Genomic DNA, 15597 nt, shown 5'->3' with positions numbered 1-15597 from the left:
GACTGCTCGGCACCGGCTAGGCCGGGGCCGCCGGGGCCCGCTGTGGTGCCCGCGCGAACTCGGCCATGCCCGCGGCGAAGCCGACCTCCGGGCGCCAGCCGAGCTCGCGGCGCAGCCGGGACGAGTCGGCGGTGATGTGCCGTACGTCGCCGAGCCGGAACTCGCCCGTCACCACCGGCTCCGGGCCGCCGTGGGCCGCCGCGAGGGCCGTCGCCATCTCGCCCACGGTGCGCGGGTCGCCGCTCCCCACGTTGTACGCGGTGTGGCTGCCCGCGAGCAGCCCCGGCAGGGCGGCCAGTGCGGCGGCGTTCGCCCCCGCCACGTCCCGCACGTGGACGAAGTCCCGGCGCTGGCCGCCGTCCTCGAACACCCGCGGTGCCTCGCCCCGGGCGAGCGCGGACCGGAAGAACGACGCCACCCCGGCGTACGGGGTGTCGCGCGGCATCCCGGGGCCGTACACGTTGTGGTAGCGCAGCGACACCGCCCGCCCGCCGGTGGCCCGTGCCCATGCGGCGGCCAGGTGCTCCTGCGCCAGCTTGGTCGTCGCGTAGACGTTGCGCGGATCGGTGGCGGCGTCCTCGCCGACCAGGCCGGGCACCAGGTCCGCCGCGCACCGCGGGCAGCGCGGTTCGAACCGGCCCGCCTCCAGGTCCGCGGCCGCCCGGGGGCCCGGCCGGACCGGCCCGTGGACCGGGCACTCGTAGCGCCCCTCGCCGTACACCACCATCGACCCCGCCTGCACCAGGAGTCGTACGCCGGCTCCGGCCATGGCGGCCAGCAGCACCGCCGTGCCCAGGTCGTTGCAGGACACGTAGGCGGGCGCGTCCGCGAAGTCCTTCCCGAGGCCCACCATCGCCGCCTGGTGGCACACGGCGTCCACGCCGCGCAGGACGGCGCGCACGGCGTCCGGGTCCCGGACGTCGCCCCGCACGAACTCGGCTCCCGGCAGATCGGGGGCGGTGGGATGGGCGGCGGGCAGCAGGGCGTCGAACACCACCGGCTCGTGGCCACCGGCCGCCAGCGCGGCCACCGCGTGCGCGCCGATGAAACCGGCTCCTCCTGTGACGAGTACTCGCATGTCGCAGACGCTACGGAGTCCCCGGCGGTGGTGGTCGCTCCCGCACCGGGCCGTAAGGCTTCCGTCATCGTTCGGCAGGAAGCCCGTGGGAGGAGGCACCGTGGAACTGGAACCGGCTCTGCTCACCGCCGTCTTCGTCCTGGCGGTCCTGGTCGTCCGCATCGCGGTCGGTGAACTCCGGGAGCCCGGACGGGGCCGGGCGGACTGGGAGTTCCTCAAGGACCGGCAGGCGCTCGTGGCCGGGGCGGCCGTCGCCGTGGTGTCCTGCGTCCTCGGCTGGTGGTACGCCGGGGGCCAGGGGCTGGTGTGGGGGGCCTTGGCCGGCGTCCTGGTCGCGTACGCGACCGGGGCCCGCGGCCGCAGCGACTGAACGGGCGAGGCTGTTACACGTCGCTGAACCCGTTCGGCCCAAGGGCGAAGGGCGGGGCCGGCTTCGGAGTCGGGCCGCCGGGACGCCCCGTCCGCAGACCTCCCACGGGCTCGCGCCGGACGGCCGACCTCCGGGCGTCAATACGGCCTTGACCCTTGCCCGGCACACGGGAGGGTTACGGACATATCCGGATTGAGCAACACGGGCCGAATGAGCCGCACTCGGGGGGCTTCGGGCGTCAGAGTGTGCCTGCCCGGCAGGACGCCGGGAACCGTTCGGAGGCTGCCCGGCCGCACCAGGCCGGGTCGTAGCGTCTCTTGGAGGAGTCATCTTCATGTCTGCTTCTCTCGTCGCCCGCCGTGCTCTCGCCGCGCTCCTGACCGCCGGCACCCTGATCGGCGCGGCGGCCGTACCGGCCGCCGCCGACGACGACCACCGGCGCGGTCACCGCAGCGCCGCCCCGTCCTCGGTCGTCATCGACGGTGTCCAGCACGGCGGTCGGGGCGTCAGCGACCGCTCCAGCCGTGCCCTGAACCGGGAATGGGTCGAGCTGAAGAACACCGGCCGCCACAGCCTCAACCTGCGCGGCTACACGCTCACCGACCGGGACGGCAACCGCTACCGCTTCGGCGACTTCCGCCTCGACGGCCGCTCCAGCGTCAAGGTCCACACCGGCCAGGGCCGCGACACCCACCAGGACGTCTACTGGAACCGCCGCCACCAGGTCTGGGACGAGCGCGACACCGTCACGCTCCGCGACAACCGCGGCAACGTCGTCGACACCGAGTCCTGGGGCAACCGCGGTAGCCGGCGCCACGGCTGATCCTCACCACCCGCCACACCGGCAGTCTCACCTGCGGCACCGGTGAACTGCCCTACCCACCCTCCGCAACCGCGCCCGTCCGGCAATCCCGGGCGGGCGCGGGCGTGCTCGGACCGCGGCGCGAGGGAGTGGCCCGCGCAGGCGTAAGCTTCCGTCAGCACGGAAGCGGAACGCGGGGGGCGGCGGAGCAGATGACGACCGGGACAGAGCAGAGGTGGGGTTCCACCCTCGATTCCGTCGTGGTGTACGCGCAGGGCGCCCTCTGCCGTCGGCTGGCCCGGGGTCCCGTGCCGCCGGACGGCCGGCTGCGGGTGACGGGACTGCCGCGCTCGCTCGACCCGGGGTCCCTGCGGGTCCGCGTGCTGCGCCCCTCCGGTGTGCGCGTCACGGAGGCCCGGGTGGAGGTCGAGGCCGAGCCGCTCGACACCGGCACGCGCGACGCGTTGCGGCGCGAGGTCGAGCAGCTGCGTGACGAGTACGCGGCCGCGCGGGGCCGCCGGGACCGCCAGCTGGGCCTGATCGAGGAGGTCAGGGGGCTGCATCCGGTGCCGCCGGCCCGCAGGCGCGATGACCCGCACCGCACTGCCCCGGTCGACGCCTGGCTGGAGCTCGCCGACTTCGTCGACGAGCGGCTGACGGCCCTGCACACCCGTCTCGTCGAGCTGGAGCAGGCCCTGCTCCGCGTCGCGCACGAGCTCGACGTCGCCGCGGACCGGCTCGACCGGGCCTCCACGGACGTGCCGTCGGCACACGTGGAGACCACCGTCTGCGCCGTCCTGAGCCTCGACGGCTGCGACGGCGCGGAGGCCGGGCAGGAACTGCAGTTGGAGCTGGAGTACGGGGTGCCGGGCGCCGTGTGGGTACCCGCGTACCGTCTCACCCACCGTCAGGGCGACGGCACCGGGCGTCTGGTGCTGCGCGCCTCCGTCGCCCAGCGGACCGGCGAGGACTGGAACGGCGTACGTATCGCCCTGGCCACCGCCGACCTGCGGCGCCGCACCGACCTGCCGAGGCTGCGCTCGATCCGGATCGGCCGCCGGCAGCCCGCCCCGGCGCCGTCCGGTTGGCGCGAGCCGCCGGCCGGGCTCGCCGACCTGTTCGCCGGGTACGAGGCCGTGGGCCCCCGCCCGGCTCCGGCCGCCGCCGCACCCGTCATGGTCGGGGCCGCCCCCGCGCCCCGGGCTGCCGCGGGCGGCGCCGCACCCGGTCCCGTTCCGCCGCCGCTCGCGCCGCCTCCGCCGGCGCCGCGGGGCTACGGCGCGCCGCCCGCCGCGTTCGCGGGACCCGACGGGGAGACACCCGACGCGGCCCTGCCCAGGGCGTTGCAGCCGTCCGGTCGGCCGCGGGGCAGGGGCGGGTTCGGCATGGTTCCGGCAACCGCGGCACCTGCGGCCCCCGGTGGCCCCATGGCGCCTGCGGCTCCCGGGCGGGCTGCGCCGGCGCCGGAAGCGCCTGCCGGTCCGCCGCAGCCGAGCGATACCGAACTCGACTACGCCGCCCTCGTCCTGAGCGGCCCCGACGAACACGGCGGTCGCCGGGGCAGGCTGTTCCCGGGCGCTCCCGCGGATCCGGCGGCGGGCGAGCACCGCCGCCGTGCCGAAACGGTGGCCGGGCTGCCGCTGCCCGGACACGCCGTGCGTCCCCGCCAGTCGGCGGGTTCCTTCGACCACCGCTACGACGCCGCCGCGCCCGCCGACATCCCGTCGGACGGCACCTGGCACACCGTCACCGTCACCGAGATCCCGGTCGGGCTGCGCACCGAGTACCTGTGCGTGCCGTCCGTGGAGCAGACCGTGTACGCGACGCTGGTGCTCTCGAACGCCACCGACCAGGCGCTGCTGGCCGGCCCCGTCGAGGTCACCGTCGACGACGACTACCTGCTGACCGCCGCACTGCCCACGCTCGCCCCCGGAGGGGTCTGCCGGGTGGGGCTGGGGGCGGCCGAGGGCGTGCGGGTCATCCGGCGCACGAACCTGCACGAGTCCACCGCGGGCCTGCGCAACAACATCACCGTCCTCGACCACCGCGTCCACGTCGAGCTGGCCAACCGGCTCGCGAAGCCCGTCACGGTCGAGGTCCGCGAGCGCGTGCCGGTCACCACCGAACCCGACGTCCGGATCGAGGAACGGGCCGACTGGACCGCGCCCGAGACCGACACCGACACCGGCACCGGTGCCGGCCACGAACACCACGCCCCGGGCACCCGCGTCTGGCGGGTGGACCTGCCCGCCGGCGGCACCGCCGCCCTCGACGGCGGCTACGAGATCCGCATCCCGGCCGGCAAGGCCCTGGTCGGCGGCAACCGCAGGAGCTGACACACGCCATGTCCACGGCACCGAAGCCGATAGCCCTCCCCGTCACCGCCGTCACCTGCCTGGAGGACCGCGCCCACGTCGAGCGCGCCGTCACGCTCGACCTGGCGGCCGGGGTCCAGCGCCTGCGTCTGGGCCCGGTCAGTGCGCTGGCCGTCGACCGCACCCTCCATGCCGAACTGACCGCCGATCACACCGCGACCGTGCTCGACGCGCGGATCGTGCGCACCTGGACGCCGCGCGGGCCCCTGCCCTCCGCCGATGACGACTCCGCCCTGCGCCGGCGCGTGCACGCCCTCGAAGAGGAGCGGGTCGCCCTGGAACAGCGCCGCGACCGCCTGCACACCCGTCTCGACCTGCTCGGCCGCCTCGCCGCCGACCTCCTGCGGGAGATCCGCGAGGGCGCCGGCTCCGGAGAGGCCGATGCCCCGCGTTGGGCTCGCGAACTGGACCGGGTGGACGCCGAGCGCGACGCGCACGGCGAACGAATCCGCGCCGCGCAGACCCGGCTGAGCGCGCTCGGCGCCGAACTCGGCGAGGTCGAGCGGGCCATGGCCCTCGCCGAGGAGGAACCCGCCGAGCTGGTCGGCCACATCGAGCTGACCGTGGAGTCCGCGGTCGCCGGGCCCGTCGGGCTGCGCCTGAGCCACCTCACCGCGTGTGCGCTGTGGCGGCCCGCCTACCGGGCCGTGCTCGACGGCGACTCGCTGACGCTGGAGAGCGACGCGGTGGTCTGGCAGCGCACCGGCGAGGACTGGACGGACGTACGCCTGACGTTGTCGACGGCGCGGTCGGCGCTGGCCACCGATCCCCCGCGCCTGGGCGAGGACCGACTGACGCTCAAGGACCGCACCGCCGCGGAGCGCCGCACGGTCGACGTCGAGCTGCGCGAGGAGGAGACGGGGGACCTCGGCCCGGCCCCGGTGCTCGGCCTGCCGGGGGTGGACGACGGCGGCGAGACGCGCGTGCTGAGCGCCCCCGCCCCGGTCTGCGTGCCCGCCGACGGCCGTGCCCACCGGGTCCCGCTCTCCTCCTTCACCACGTCCGCGACCAGCGAGTACGCCTGCTCGCCCGAGTTGTCCCCGCTGGTCACCCAAGTGGTGCGGTTCGGCAACCGGTCCGGGCACGCGCTGCTCGCCGGACCCGTGGACCTGGTGCGCGGCAGCGGGTTCAGCGGCCGCGGCAGCCTGGACTTCACCGCACCCGGCGCCCCCGTCGAGCTCGCCTTCGGCAGCTGCGACGACCTCCGGGTGGTCCGGCGTGCGGAGGAGTCCCGCGATTCCGTCGGCATCACGCAGCGGACGGTCGTCACCCGCACCGTCCGGCTGCACGTGTCCCGGTTCTCCGCCCCCGGGGAACACGGCGAACGGGCCGTCGCCCTCCGGGAGAGGATCCCGGTCTCCGAGGTCTCGGCGGTGGAGGTGCGCCTGCGCAAGGAGGCCTGCTCCCCGGCGCCCGAAGCGGTCGACGCCGAAGGCATCGCCCGCTGGGACGTCGCCCTCCCGCCCGGGGGCCGCCGCACCGTCACCCTGGTCTACGAACTGTCGGCGAGCGCCAAGGTCGCCGGGCTCTGAGCCCGACGGGGACCCGCCCGTCGACTTGCCGCCGCCGCCCAGGACTTGGGCGGCGTAGCGGCCGAACTACCGTATGGCCTTTCGCAGTTCGGGCTCCCGGCCGCGGGACGGGGCCGGCTCCCCCGGCCCCGCGCCCGCCCGTCACGACACCGCGGCCACCGCTTCGCACGTACCTGCACTGACGGAACGGGGCCGCCCGCCCGAGGGAGCGTGGGCGGGTCCGTACCGAGAAGCGCATCCGCCGGGGCGGACGCCCCCAGGTCGCGGGACGGCTCTCGGGGCGGCGGAACCGGTCCGGAACCCACCGCACGGCCCGGCCCGGCCGGCAACGGGCCCGTGAGCGACCGGGAAGTGCGTCGCCCCCGAGGCCGGAGAACGTGCCCTGCATAGGGATTCGCTCACTCGGATGGGCGATCGCCGCAGGCCGATCGCCCCGGACCCGTCCGACAGCCGGACACCATCACCGCACCCGGCCCCACTCTCGGCCCTGCGATCAACGAACTCTATTGCTGAACCGCCGGGTTGAACGGCCGGAGGGGCCGGAACCGCAGCCGTGCGCGGAGCGTACCGCGCCACCACGCAGGGCTTCCGACCGCGACACCGCCTCGCCGCCAAACCCGGGGCGGAGCACGGCAAAAGCCCTGGTGAGCGGGCACTCGCACGGGCCCGCGGCCCCCCTCACCCATCGGTTGCCGACCACCGTCACGACTTCGCATGGTGTGACCACGGCCACGGATCGTGCCCGAAACATGTGTCTTGGCACGAAAAATTCTGTTTGCTGGGTTTAGGTGGCTATTTTTCCGTTTTGCTTCGAACATGGGTTGTGAGACGATCTTCAGGGAGCGAGAGATGACGGGAAAGCAGGTCAGCGAAGTGCCCCCTCCGGCGGAGGCGCTCTCAGCCGAAGCGGGCGGGCCGACCAGTCCCTTCACGAACGTCGAAGAGACGTTCGCCCGGTTGCTCGCCGACGTCACCCACGCGCCCACCGTGTCCGTGGACGCCGACTTCTTCGCCGACCTGGGGGCCGATTCCCTGGTCATGGCGCACTTCTGCGCCCTGGTCAGGAAGCACCCGGAACTGCCGTCGGTCTCCATGAAGGACGTCTACCGGAACCCCACGATCAGCGGCCTGGTGGCGGCGGTCGCACCGGCGGCACCGCCCCCCTCCGACGCCTTCCCGGCCGCATCCGGCACGGTTGGCATAGCCGACACGGCGGGCACGGTCGGCATACGCGACGCGCCCGCCACAACGATCGGCCCGATCGAGGCCCCTCCCCCGACCGTGCGCGGAAAACCCCACTTCCACCTCTGCGGCGCACTCCAGCTCATGGCGTTCCTCGCCTACTCCGGCTTCCTGGCCTACGCGGCGGCCCTGGGCTACGTGTGGATAGCCGCCGGTGACGGCGTGGTCGGCGAGTACATGCGCGCGGTCGTGGCCGGTACGGTGGCCTTCCTCTTCCTCTGCGCCTTCCCGGTCCTCGTGAAGTGGACCCTCGTCGGCAGGTGGAAGCCCGTCCGGCTCCGCGTCTGGAGCCTCGCCTACTTCCGCTTCTGGGTCGTCCGGACCCTGGTCCGGGCCAACCCGCTGGTGCTCTTCGTCGGCTCGCCGCTGTACGTCCTCTATCTCAGAGCCCTCGGTGCGCGGATAGGCCGCGGAGTCACCGTCTTCTCCCGGATCGCGCCGGTGTGTACGGACCTGCTCACCATCGGCGACGGATCCGTGATCCGCAAGGACGTCCACTTCAGCTGCTACCGGGCCCGGGACGGCCTGATCGAGACCGGCCCGGTCACCCTGGGCGAGGACGCGGTGGTCGGTGAGGCTTCCGTCCTCGACATCGGGACGTCGCTCGGGGACCGCGCCCAGCTCGGTCACGCGTCCTCGCTCCACGCCGGGCAGTCGGTGCCGTCGGACGAGCGCTGGCACGGATCGCCCGCCGTCCCCACGGACACCGACTTCCGGGCCGTGGCCCCGGCCCGGTGCGGCACGCTGCGAAGGACCCTGCACGGCGTCCTGCAGATCCTGACCGCACTGCTGGTCTACCTTCCGGCCATCGCCGGCGGCGCGTGGCTCATCGTGGACAACGTCCCGCAGCTCGCCTCCGCCCTGCAGCCCGGCCCGACGGCCCTGGCGACCTGGCAGTTCTACGTCGAGGCCCTGGTGGCGTCCGCGCTGCTGTTCTTCGGCGGCCTGGCCCTCGCCCTCCTCATGGTCGCCACCGTGCCGCGCCTGCTGGGCCGGGCGCTCACCCCGGACCGCGTCTACCCCCTGTACGGCATCCACTACGGTGTGTACCGGGCGATCACTCTGCTGAGCAACCGGCGCTTCCTGACGCGGCTGTTCGGCGACAGCTCGGCGATCGTCCACTACCTGGGGCGCATCGGCTACGACCTCTCCCCCGTCGAGCAGACCGGCTCGAACTTCGGCACGGAGGTGCGGCACGAGACGCCGCACCTGGCGACCGTAGGACGCGGAACCATGGTCGCCGACGGGTTGTCGATCAACAACGCCGACTTCTCCAGCACGTCCTTCCGGGTGTCCCGGGTCTCGATCGGCGCGGACAACTTCCTCGGCAACCGGATCGCCTACCCCTCCCGTGGCAGGACCGGCGACAACTGCCTGCTCGCGACCAAGGTCATGGTGCCGGTCGACGGCGAGGTCCGGGAAGGGGTGGGGCTGCTGGGCTCGCCCAGCTTCGAGATCCCCCGGTCGGTCCGCAGGGACGGCGACCTCGCCGGCCCGGACGGCCCCGAGACCGCGCGCCGGCTCCTGCCCGCCAAGAACCGGCACAACGTGGCCACGATGAGCCACTTCCTGGTCGTGCGCTGGTTCCAGTTCTTCGTGGTCTCGCTGATCTTCGCGGTCGGTGCCGAGGCCTACGACGACCTCGGAGGCGCGGCGGTCGTCCTGGCCAACTACGCCGCCATCCTGTTCAGCATCGTGTACCTCGTCCTCGTCGAGCGCGTGATCTCGGCCCTGAACCGGCCCGGCCCGCTGTTCTGCTCGATCTACGACCGGCGGTTCTGGCAGCGGGAGCGCTACTGGAAGGTTCCTTCGGAGGGGTACGTACGCCTGTTCAACGGCACCCCGTTCAAGCCGCTGCTGTGGCGGATGCTGGGTGTCCGGATCGGCCGCCGGGTCTTCGACGACGGGTGCTTCTTTCCCGAACGGCCGATGGTCACCATCGGCGACGAGTGCACCCTGAACGCCGCGTGCGCCGTCCAGTGCCACTCGCAGGAGGACGGCGCTTTCAAATCGGATCTCAGCGTGATCGGCGCCCGCTGCACGCTCGGGACCAACGCCCTCGTGCACTACGGCGTGACCGTCGCGGACGGCGTGGAGCTCGCGCCCGACTCCTTCCTCATGAAGGGCGAGAGCGTCCCCCCGGGGGAGGTCTGGGGCGGAAACCCGGCCCGGAGCATGAACCTGCCCGACACGGACCCTCGGAGGTGAAAGTGATGACCACTACAGCGCCCACCGCACCGCACGCCGACACCCCCTCCGCGGGTACCGTCCTGCCCCGCTGGACCCGGACGCCCGTCCAGGGAACGGCGCAGTACCGCACCGCGATCCCCGGAGCGCTCGCCACCGCACTGGAACGGCTCGCGGGCGAGCTCGGCACCCCGCTCACGACGGTGGTCCTGGCCGCCCACTTCAAGGTCCTCGGTGCCCTCTCCGGCGAGGACGGGATCCCCGCCGGCCACGTCACCGGCGTCGACGGCGCCGCGCGGCCCTGCCGCCCGGCGACGTCCACTCCCGGTTCGTGGCGCGAGCTCGTACGGGACACGCACGCGGCGGCGGCCGCACCCCCGGCCCCCGGCCTCCCCGCCTCCGGCGCCGCGGCCCCGCCCGCGCCCGCCTCCGCGCCGCGGCCCGAGATCGTGTTCGACCCGTACGGCGGCGCCCGCCCCGACCCCGGCACCCCGCTCCACGTGGCCCTGACCGGCGGCAGCGACGGCCGGCACCTGCTGGAGCTGCACTACCGCACCGACCTGATCGACGCCGACTGCGCCGCCAGGATCGCCGGCTACCACCTCACCGCACTACGGCACATCGCCGCCGACCCCGACGCCGCACCCGGGCCCCAGAGCCTGCTCGGCCCCGCCGAGCTCCACCACCAGCTCGAAGAGCTCGGCGGAGCGGCCCGCAGGCTCCCGGACCTCCGCGCCCACGAGGTGTTCGAGCAGCGGGCGGCCGCCCACCCCGACCGGATCGCCGCCCTCCACGGCGACCTGCAGTGGACCTACGCCGAGCTCAACGCCCGCGCCAACCGGCTCGCCCACGCCCTCCTGGCCCACGGGCTGCGCCGCGAGGACGTCGTCGCCGTGGTGTCCGAACGCAACCTGGGCTGGCTCGCGGCCGTCCTCGCCGTCCTCAAGGCCGGCGGTGCGTACCTGCCGGTCGAGCCGCACTTCCCGGCCGACCGCATCGCCACCATGCTCACCCGCGCCGAGTGCCGCTTCGCCCTGACCGAGAACGGCAGCGCCGCCGGCCTCAGCCGGGCCCTGGACGCCCTGCCCGAGATGCGCGTCTTCACCCTCCCCGCGCCCCAGGAGGGTCCGTACGACCCGTACGCCTCCTACGCCCCGCACGACCCCGGCGTGCGCGTCCGGCCGCAGTCGCTCGCCTACATCTTCTTCACCTCCGGCTCCACCGGAGAGCCCAAGGGCGCGATGTGCGAGCACGCCGGACTGCTCAACCACCTCTACGCCAAGATCGACGACCTCGGCATCGGCGAGGCGGACACCGTCGCCCAGACCGCACCCCAGTGCTTCGACATCTCCCTGTGGCAGTTGCTGTCCGGCCTGCTCACCGGCGGCCGGACCCTGATCGTCGGCCAGGAGGACATCCTCGATCCCGGACGCTTCCTTGACACCGTCACCGACGGCCGGGTCAGCGTCCTGCAGGTGGTGCCCTCGTACCTCGAAACGCTGCTGTCCCTCCTGGAACGGCACCCCCGCGCCCTCCCGGACCTGCGCTGCGTGTCGGTCACGGGCGAGGCGGTCAAGAAGCAGCTCGTCGAGCGCTGGTTCGCGGCCGAGCCGGGGATCACGCTCGTCAACGCGTACGGCCTCACCGAAACCTCGGACGACACCAACCACCAGGTCATGGACCGGGTGCCCGACGCCGCGCGCATCCCCCTCGGCCGCCCCGTCAACAACATCCGCCTGTACGTGGTGGACCGCCACCTCAACCCCGTCCCGCTCGGCGCACCCGGCGAGATCGTGCTGTCCGGGGTCTGCGTGGGCCGCGGGTACGTCAACGACCCCGAACGCACCCGGCTCGCCTTCGGGCCGGACCCGCACCACCGGGGCAGCCGCCTGTACCGCAGCGGCGACTACGGCCGCTGGCTGCCGGACGGGACCGTGGAGTACCTCGGCCGAAGGGACACCCAGGTCAAGATCCGCGGCTTCCGCATCGAGATCGAGGAGATCGACAACGCCCTGCTGCGCGTGCCGGGCGTCCGGGAGGCCGCCGTGATCGCCGCCGGTCCCCCCGGGGACGGCCGCCACCTCGCCGCCTTCTACACCGCGGCCGCACCGCTGGAGACGCCCCTGCTGCGCGACGCGCTCAGCGGCATGCTGCCCGCGTACATGGTCCCGTCCGTCTTCCACCGGCTCGCGGCCCTGCCGCTGACCGCCAACGGGAAGACCGACACCAAGGCCCTGGCCGCCCTGACCGCACCGCCCGCCGCGGACGGCCCGCAGGGCGCGGCCGCGGACCGCCGGCAGCCCCCGGAGACGCCTGCCGAACGCCGGGTCGCAGCGGCCTGGGCCGCGGCCCTGGGGCTTCCCGAGGGGCGGATCGACCGGCAGGACCGGTTCTTCGACCTGGGCGGCACCTCACTGACCGCCCTCAGGGTCGCGGTCGCCCTCGACCGCGCGGTCACCCTCCGGGACCTGGCGGACTGCCCGGCCCTCGCCGACCTCGCGCGGCTGGTCGAGGAACGCTCCGCGCCCACCCCGTCCACGCCCACGTCCACCTCGTCCACGTCCACCTCGTCCACGTCCACCTCGTCCACGCCCGCCCCGGCCGGGCCCGCACCGGGCACCGCAACCACCCGTCCCACCCCGTCCGCCGACGAAACCGACAGGAGCCCCCGATGACCTCAGCACCCTCCGCTGCTTCCGCAGCCTCCGTCGCGATGTCCGGTACGGGCCAACAGGACACGGCGCAACCGCGGCCGGGGCCGGGGCAGGGACCGGGGACGGGGCCGACGGACGGCCTGCCGCTGCTCCACGTCCCGGGCACGGCGGACACCTCCACCTGGGTCGGCGAGCAGCGCGACATGCTGCGCGGAGCCCTCCTCGACCACGGCGCCGTCCTGGTCCGCGGCCTCGGCATCGCGGACCCGGCGGACGTCGACCGCGCGCTGCGGCAGCTCGGCGCGGTCCCCCTGACCGAGAGGGAGGCCTTCGCTCCCCGCGAGACCCACTCCGAAGGGGTCTACTCCTCGTCGACCTGGCCGCCTAACCAGCCCATGTGCATGCACCACGAGCTCAGCTACACCACCGAGTTCCCGTCACTGATGCTCTTCGGCTGCATCACTGCGCCCACCGCCGGCGGGGCCACCACCGTGGCGGACGCCTCCGTGGTGCTCGACGCGCTCCCGGCCGAGATCACCCAGCGCTTCCAGCGCGAGGGGTGGCTGCTCACCCGTACCTACGGCAACGACATCGGCGCCTCGCTGACGGACGCGTTCGGATCCGAGGACCGGGACGCCGTCGAGCGCCACTGCCGGGCCCACGCCATCGCCTTCGAATGGCTCCCGGACGGCACCCTGCGCACCCGGCAGCGCCGCAGCGCCGTACTGCGGCACCCGGAGACCGGCCACCGCTGCTGGTTCAACCAGATCGCGTTCCTCAACGAGTGGACGCTGGCCCCCGAGATCCGCGAGTACCTCGTCGACGAGTACGGGCCGGAAGGCCTGCCCTTCAACACCCACTACGGCAACGGCGACCCGCTCGACGCGGACACCGTCCGGGTGATCAACGAGGTGTACGAGGCGCACACGGTCCGCCGCCCGTGGGAGGCCGGTGACCTGCTCCTCGTCGACAACCTCCGCACCGCCCACGCCAGAGAGGCCTTCGAGGGCGCCCGCCAGGTGGTGGTCGGTCTGGCCGACCCCCGGCGCGCAGCCGACTGCGAACCGACGATCGAGGTGACCCTGACATGACCACCGACCGACTGGTGCCGCCCTTCGCGGTGATCCCGGGCGAGCAGGTCCGACGGGCGCTGGAAGGGAACGAGAAGCACATCGTGGAGCTCGTGGAGGAGACGTACCGCCTGCACGGAGCCGGCCGCAGCGTCAACCCGCCCTCGCTGTTCCTCCGCTTCCCCGACCGCCCCTCCTCGCGCATCATCGCGCTGCCCGCCGCCCTCGGCGGAGCGAACCGGGTGGACGGGCTGAAATGGGTCGCCAGCGTCCCCGAGAACACCGAGTTCGGGCTGCCCCGGGCGTCCGCCGTGCTGGTCCTCAACGATCCGGTGACCGGCTACCCCTTCGCCTGCCTCGAAGGCTCCATCATCAGCGCCACCAGGACGGCCGCCTCGGCGGTCCTGGCCGCGGACCGGCTCACCCGGGGCCGCCCCCGCCCCACCCGCGTCGGATTCATCGGGTCGGGCCTGATCGCCCGCTACATCCACGGCTTCCTGACCGCCACGGGCTGGAACTTCGAGGCCATCGGCGTGCACGACGTCAACACGCGCAACGCGGCCTCCTTCCGCACCTACCTGGAGCAGTCGGGCAGCACCAGCCTCATCGCGGTGCACGACGACCCGGAGGAGCTGATCCGCGTCAGCGACCTGGTGGTGTTCGCCACCGTCGCCTCCGAGCCCCACATCACCGACCCGAGCTGGTTCGGCCACCGTCCCGTCGTGCTGCACATCTCCCTGCGGGACCTCGCCCCGGCGGTCCTCCTCGCCTCGACCAACATCGTCGACGACGTCGAGCACTGCCTGCGCGCCGGCACCTCCGCACAGCTGACCGAGGAACTCGCCGGCAACCACCGGTTCCTGCACGGAACGCTGGACGACGTCATCACCGGCCGGGTCTCCATACCGGCGCACCGACCCGTGGTGTTCTCGCCCTTCGGCCTCGGGATCCTGGACCTCGCCGTCGGCAAGTACGTCTACGACACGGTCAGCGCCGCGGGAGACCTGCAGACCATCGACGGCTTCTTCCACGAAGTCACCCGCTACGGCTGAGGAGACCTCACGTGCCCGTCATTTCATCTCCGTACGCCTTCAACGAGGACGACCTCTACGTCGACCTCCGACCCGTCCTCGGCTCCCCGCTGTACCTCAAGTGCGAGGGGTTCAACTTCGCCGGGTCGATCAAGCTGAAGGCCGCGGCCGCGATGGTGGAGTCCGCCGAGCGAAAAGGCGTCCTGAACTCGCGGTCCGCACTGGTCGAATCCTCATCGGGAAACCTGGGCGTCGCCCTCAGCGTGATCGCGGCGAGCAAGGGCTACCGGTTCCTGTGCGTGACGGATTCCCGGTGCAACCTGGCGACCAGGCTGATGATGGAGGCGCTGGGCAGCGAGGTCCACGTCATCAACAACGCGAAGCCCTACGACAGTTTCCTGGCGGCACGCATCGCGTACGTGGAGGCGCTGTGCGCGTCCGACAGTCGCTGGGTGTGGCTCAGCCAGTACACCAATCCGGCCAACTGGCACGCGCACTACCGCAGCACGGCGCCGGCGATCGCCCGCGAGTTCCCCGAGCTGGACGTCCTGTTCGTGGGTGCCGGGACCACCGGCACCCTGATGGGCTGTGCCCGCTGGTTCCGGCACTGGCGCCGGCCGGTGCGCGTCGTCGCCGTGGACAGCGTCGGCTCGGTGTCGTTCGGCGGCCCGCCGGGACGCCGGATGATCCCCGGCCTGGGCATGGGCGTCCGCCCGCCCCTGCTCGACACGTCCTACGTGGACGAGGTCGTCCACGTCGAGGAGGCCGACACGGTCCGCACCTGCCGGGAACTCGCCCACCACGGCTTCCTCTTCGGAGGCTCGACGGGAACGGTGGTCAGCGGCGCCACGAACTGGCTCGCCAGCCACGACGGCCCCGCCGTCACGTCGGTCGCCATAGCCCCCGACCTCGGCGAGCGCTACCTGGACACCGTCTACCACGACAACTGGGTGCGGGCCCTCTACGGCGAATCCGCCATCGGGGAGCCCTCCGCGGGGCACTCCGCAGAGCCCGCGGCAGCGCCCGCGGCGGATCCCATGCCGGAGCCCTCCGCAGCGCCCTCGGTAGAGCCCACGCCGGAGCCCTCCCCCAACCCCCGCCCGACGAGCACCTGAGGCGGTCCCGCCCACCACCTGCCGCTGCGGGGCGGGCCGCCGGGGCGGCGGGGGGCGGGGTTCGTTGCCCGTGAGGGGGGGGACGAACTCGGCCGGGGGGAGGACGGCGGCCGACGGCGACCCCTCCTCATGGGGAACCGA

The 15597-nt window shown here is 73.6% G+C and carries 10 protein-coding genes; 9 read left to right on the top strand and 1 reads right to left on the bottom strand.

Going from position 1 to position 15597, the window contains the following annotated elements; all coding sequences use genetic code 11:
* Positions 1-16: 16 nt before the first annotated feature.
* On the bottom strand, positions 17-1078 hold the full coding sequence (locus ACZ4VL_RS21175) for an NAD-dependent epimerase/dehydratase family protein (RefSeq protein WP_468202041.1): 1062 nt from the start codon (positions 1076-1078) through the stop codon (positions 17-19).
* A gap of 100 nt (positions 1079-1178) precedes the next feature.
* Here ACZ4VL_RS21175 and ACZ4VL_RS21170 point away from each other — a divergent pair, with 100 nt between their 5' ends.
* From ACZ4VL_RS21170 to sbnA, 9 genes are all read left to right on the top strand, one after another.
* Complete coding sequence (locus ACZ4VL_RS21170) at positions 1179-1448, top strand: hypothetical protein (RefSeq protein ID WP_468202038.1); 270 nt, start codon at positions 1179-1181, stop codon at positions 1446-1448.
* Positions 1449-1782: 334 nt separating this feature from the next.
* Positions 1783-2271, top strand: coding sequence for a lamin tail domain-containing protein (locus ACZ4VL_RS21165; protein WP_468202036.1), 489 nt, complete (start codon positions 1783-1785; stop codon positions 2269-2271).
* A 191-nt stretch (positions 2272-2462) separates the two neighbouring features.
* The gene (locus ACZ4VL_RS21160; protein ID WP_468202034.1) at positions 2463-4586 is read left to right on the top strand and encodes a DUF4139 domain-containing protein; all 2124 of its coding nucleotides are present in this window, start codon (positions 2463-2465) and stop codon (positions 4584-4586) included.
* An 8-nt stretch (positions 4587-4594) separates the two neighbouring features.
* A complete protein-coding gene (locus ACZ4VL_RS21155) occupies positions 4595-6157 on the top strand; it encodes a mucoidy inhibitor MuiA family protein (RefSeq protein ID WP_468202031.1) in 1563 nt (520 codons plus the stop codon).
* 849 nt (positions 6158-7006) lie between these two features.
* Positions 7007-9607 carry a Pls/PosA family non-ribosomal peptide synthetase gene (locus ACZ4VL_RS21150; RefSeq protein WP_468202029.1) on the top strand — a complete coding sequence of 867 codons (2601 nt, stop codon included), beginning with the start codon at positions 7007-7009 and terminating at the stop codon, positions 9605-9607.
* A 5-nt stretch (positions 9608-9612) separates the two neighbouring features.
* A complete protein-coding gene (locus tag ACZ4VL_RS21145) occupies positions 9613-12261 on the top strand; it encodes a non-ribosomal peptide synthetase (RefSeq protein ID WP_468202026.1) in 2649 nt (882 codons plus the stop codon).
* A complete protein-coding gene (locus tag ACZ4VL_RS21140; RefSeq protein WP_468202023.1) occupies positions 12258-13331 on the top strand; it encodes a TauD/TfdA family dioxygenase in 1074 nt (357 codons plus the stop codon). The genes ACZ4VL_RS21145 and ACZ4VL_RS21140 overlap by 4 nt, the downstream gene beginning before the upstream one ends.
* Entirely contained in the window at positions 13328-14362 is a 1035-nt protein-coding gene (sbnB, locus tag ACZ4VL_RS21135; protein WP_468202020.1) for a 2,3-diaminopropionate biosynthesis protein SbnB, read from the top strand. Before ACZ4VL_RS21140 ends, sbnB begins: the two co-directional genes overlap by 4 nt.
* A gap of 11 nt (positions 14363-14373) precedes the next feature.
* The gene (gene sbnA / locus ACZ4VL_RS21130) at positions 14374-15456 is read left to right on the top strand and encodes a 2,3-diaminopropionate biosynthesis protein SbnA (protein WP_468202018.1); all 1083 of its coding nucleotides are present in this window, start codon (positions 14374-14376) and stop codon (positions 15454-15456) included.
* Positions 15457-15597 lie beyond the last annotated feature (141 nt).

This window comes from Streptomyces sp. NPDC029014, assembly GCF_055564695.1.
Note: the sequence above shows the minus strand (reverse complement) of the source record. Positions and strands in the feature narration are given on the sequence as shown.

Bases quoted from the DNA above. Each gene is read 5' to 3' on its own strand.
- ACZ4VL_RS21175 (WP_468202041.1), bottom strand. From the start codon at position 1,078: ATGCGAGTACTCGTCACAGGAGGAGCCGGTTTCATCGGCGCGCACGCG.
- ACZ4VL_RS21165 (WP_468202036.1), top strand. From the start codon at position 1,783: ATGTCTGCTTCTCTCGTCGCCCGCCGTGCTCTCGCCGCGCTCCTGACC.
- ACZ4VL_RS21160 (WP_468202034.1), top strand. From the start codon at position 2,463: ATGACGACCGGGACAGAGCAGAGGTGGGGTTCCACCCTCGATTCCGTC.
- ACZ4VL_RS21155 (WP_468202031.1), top strand. From the start codon at position 4,595: ATGTCCACGGCACCGAAGCCGATAGCCCTCCCCGTCACCGCCGTCACC.
- ACZ4VL_RS21150 (WP_468202029.1), top strand. From the start codon at position 7,007: ATGACGGGAAAGCAGGTCAGCGAAGTGCCCCCTCCGGCGGAGGCGCTC.
- ACZ4VL_RS21145 (WP_468202026.1), top strand. From the start codon at position 9,613: ATGACCACTACAGCGCCCACCGCACCGCACGCCGACACCCCCTCCGCG.
- ACZ4VL_RS21140 (WP_468202023.1), top strand. From the start codon at position 12,258: ATGACCTCAGCACCCTCCGCTGCTTCCGCAGCCTCCGTCGCGATGTCC.
- sbnB (WP_468202020.1), top strand. From the start codon at position 13,328: ATGACCACCGACCGACTGGTGCCGCCCTTCGCGGTGATCCCGGGCGAG.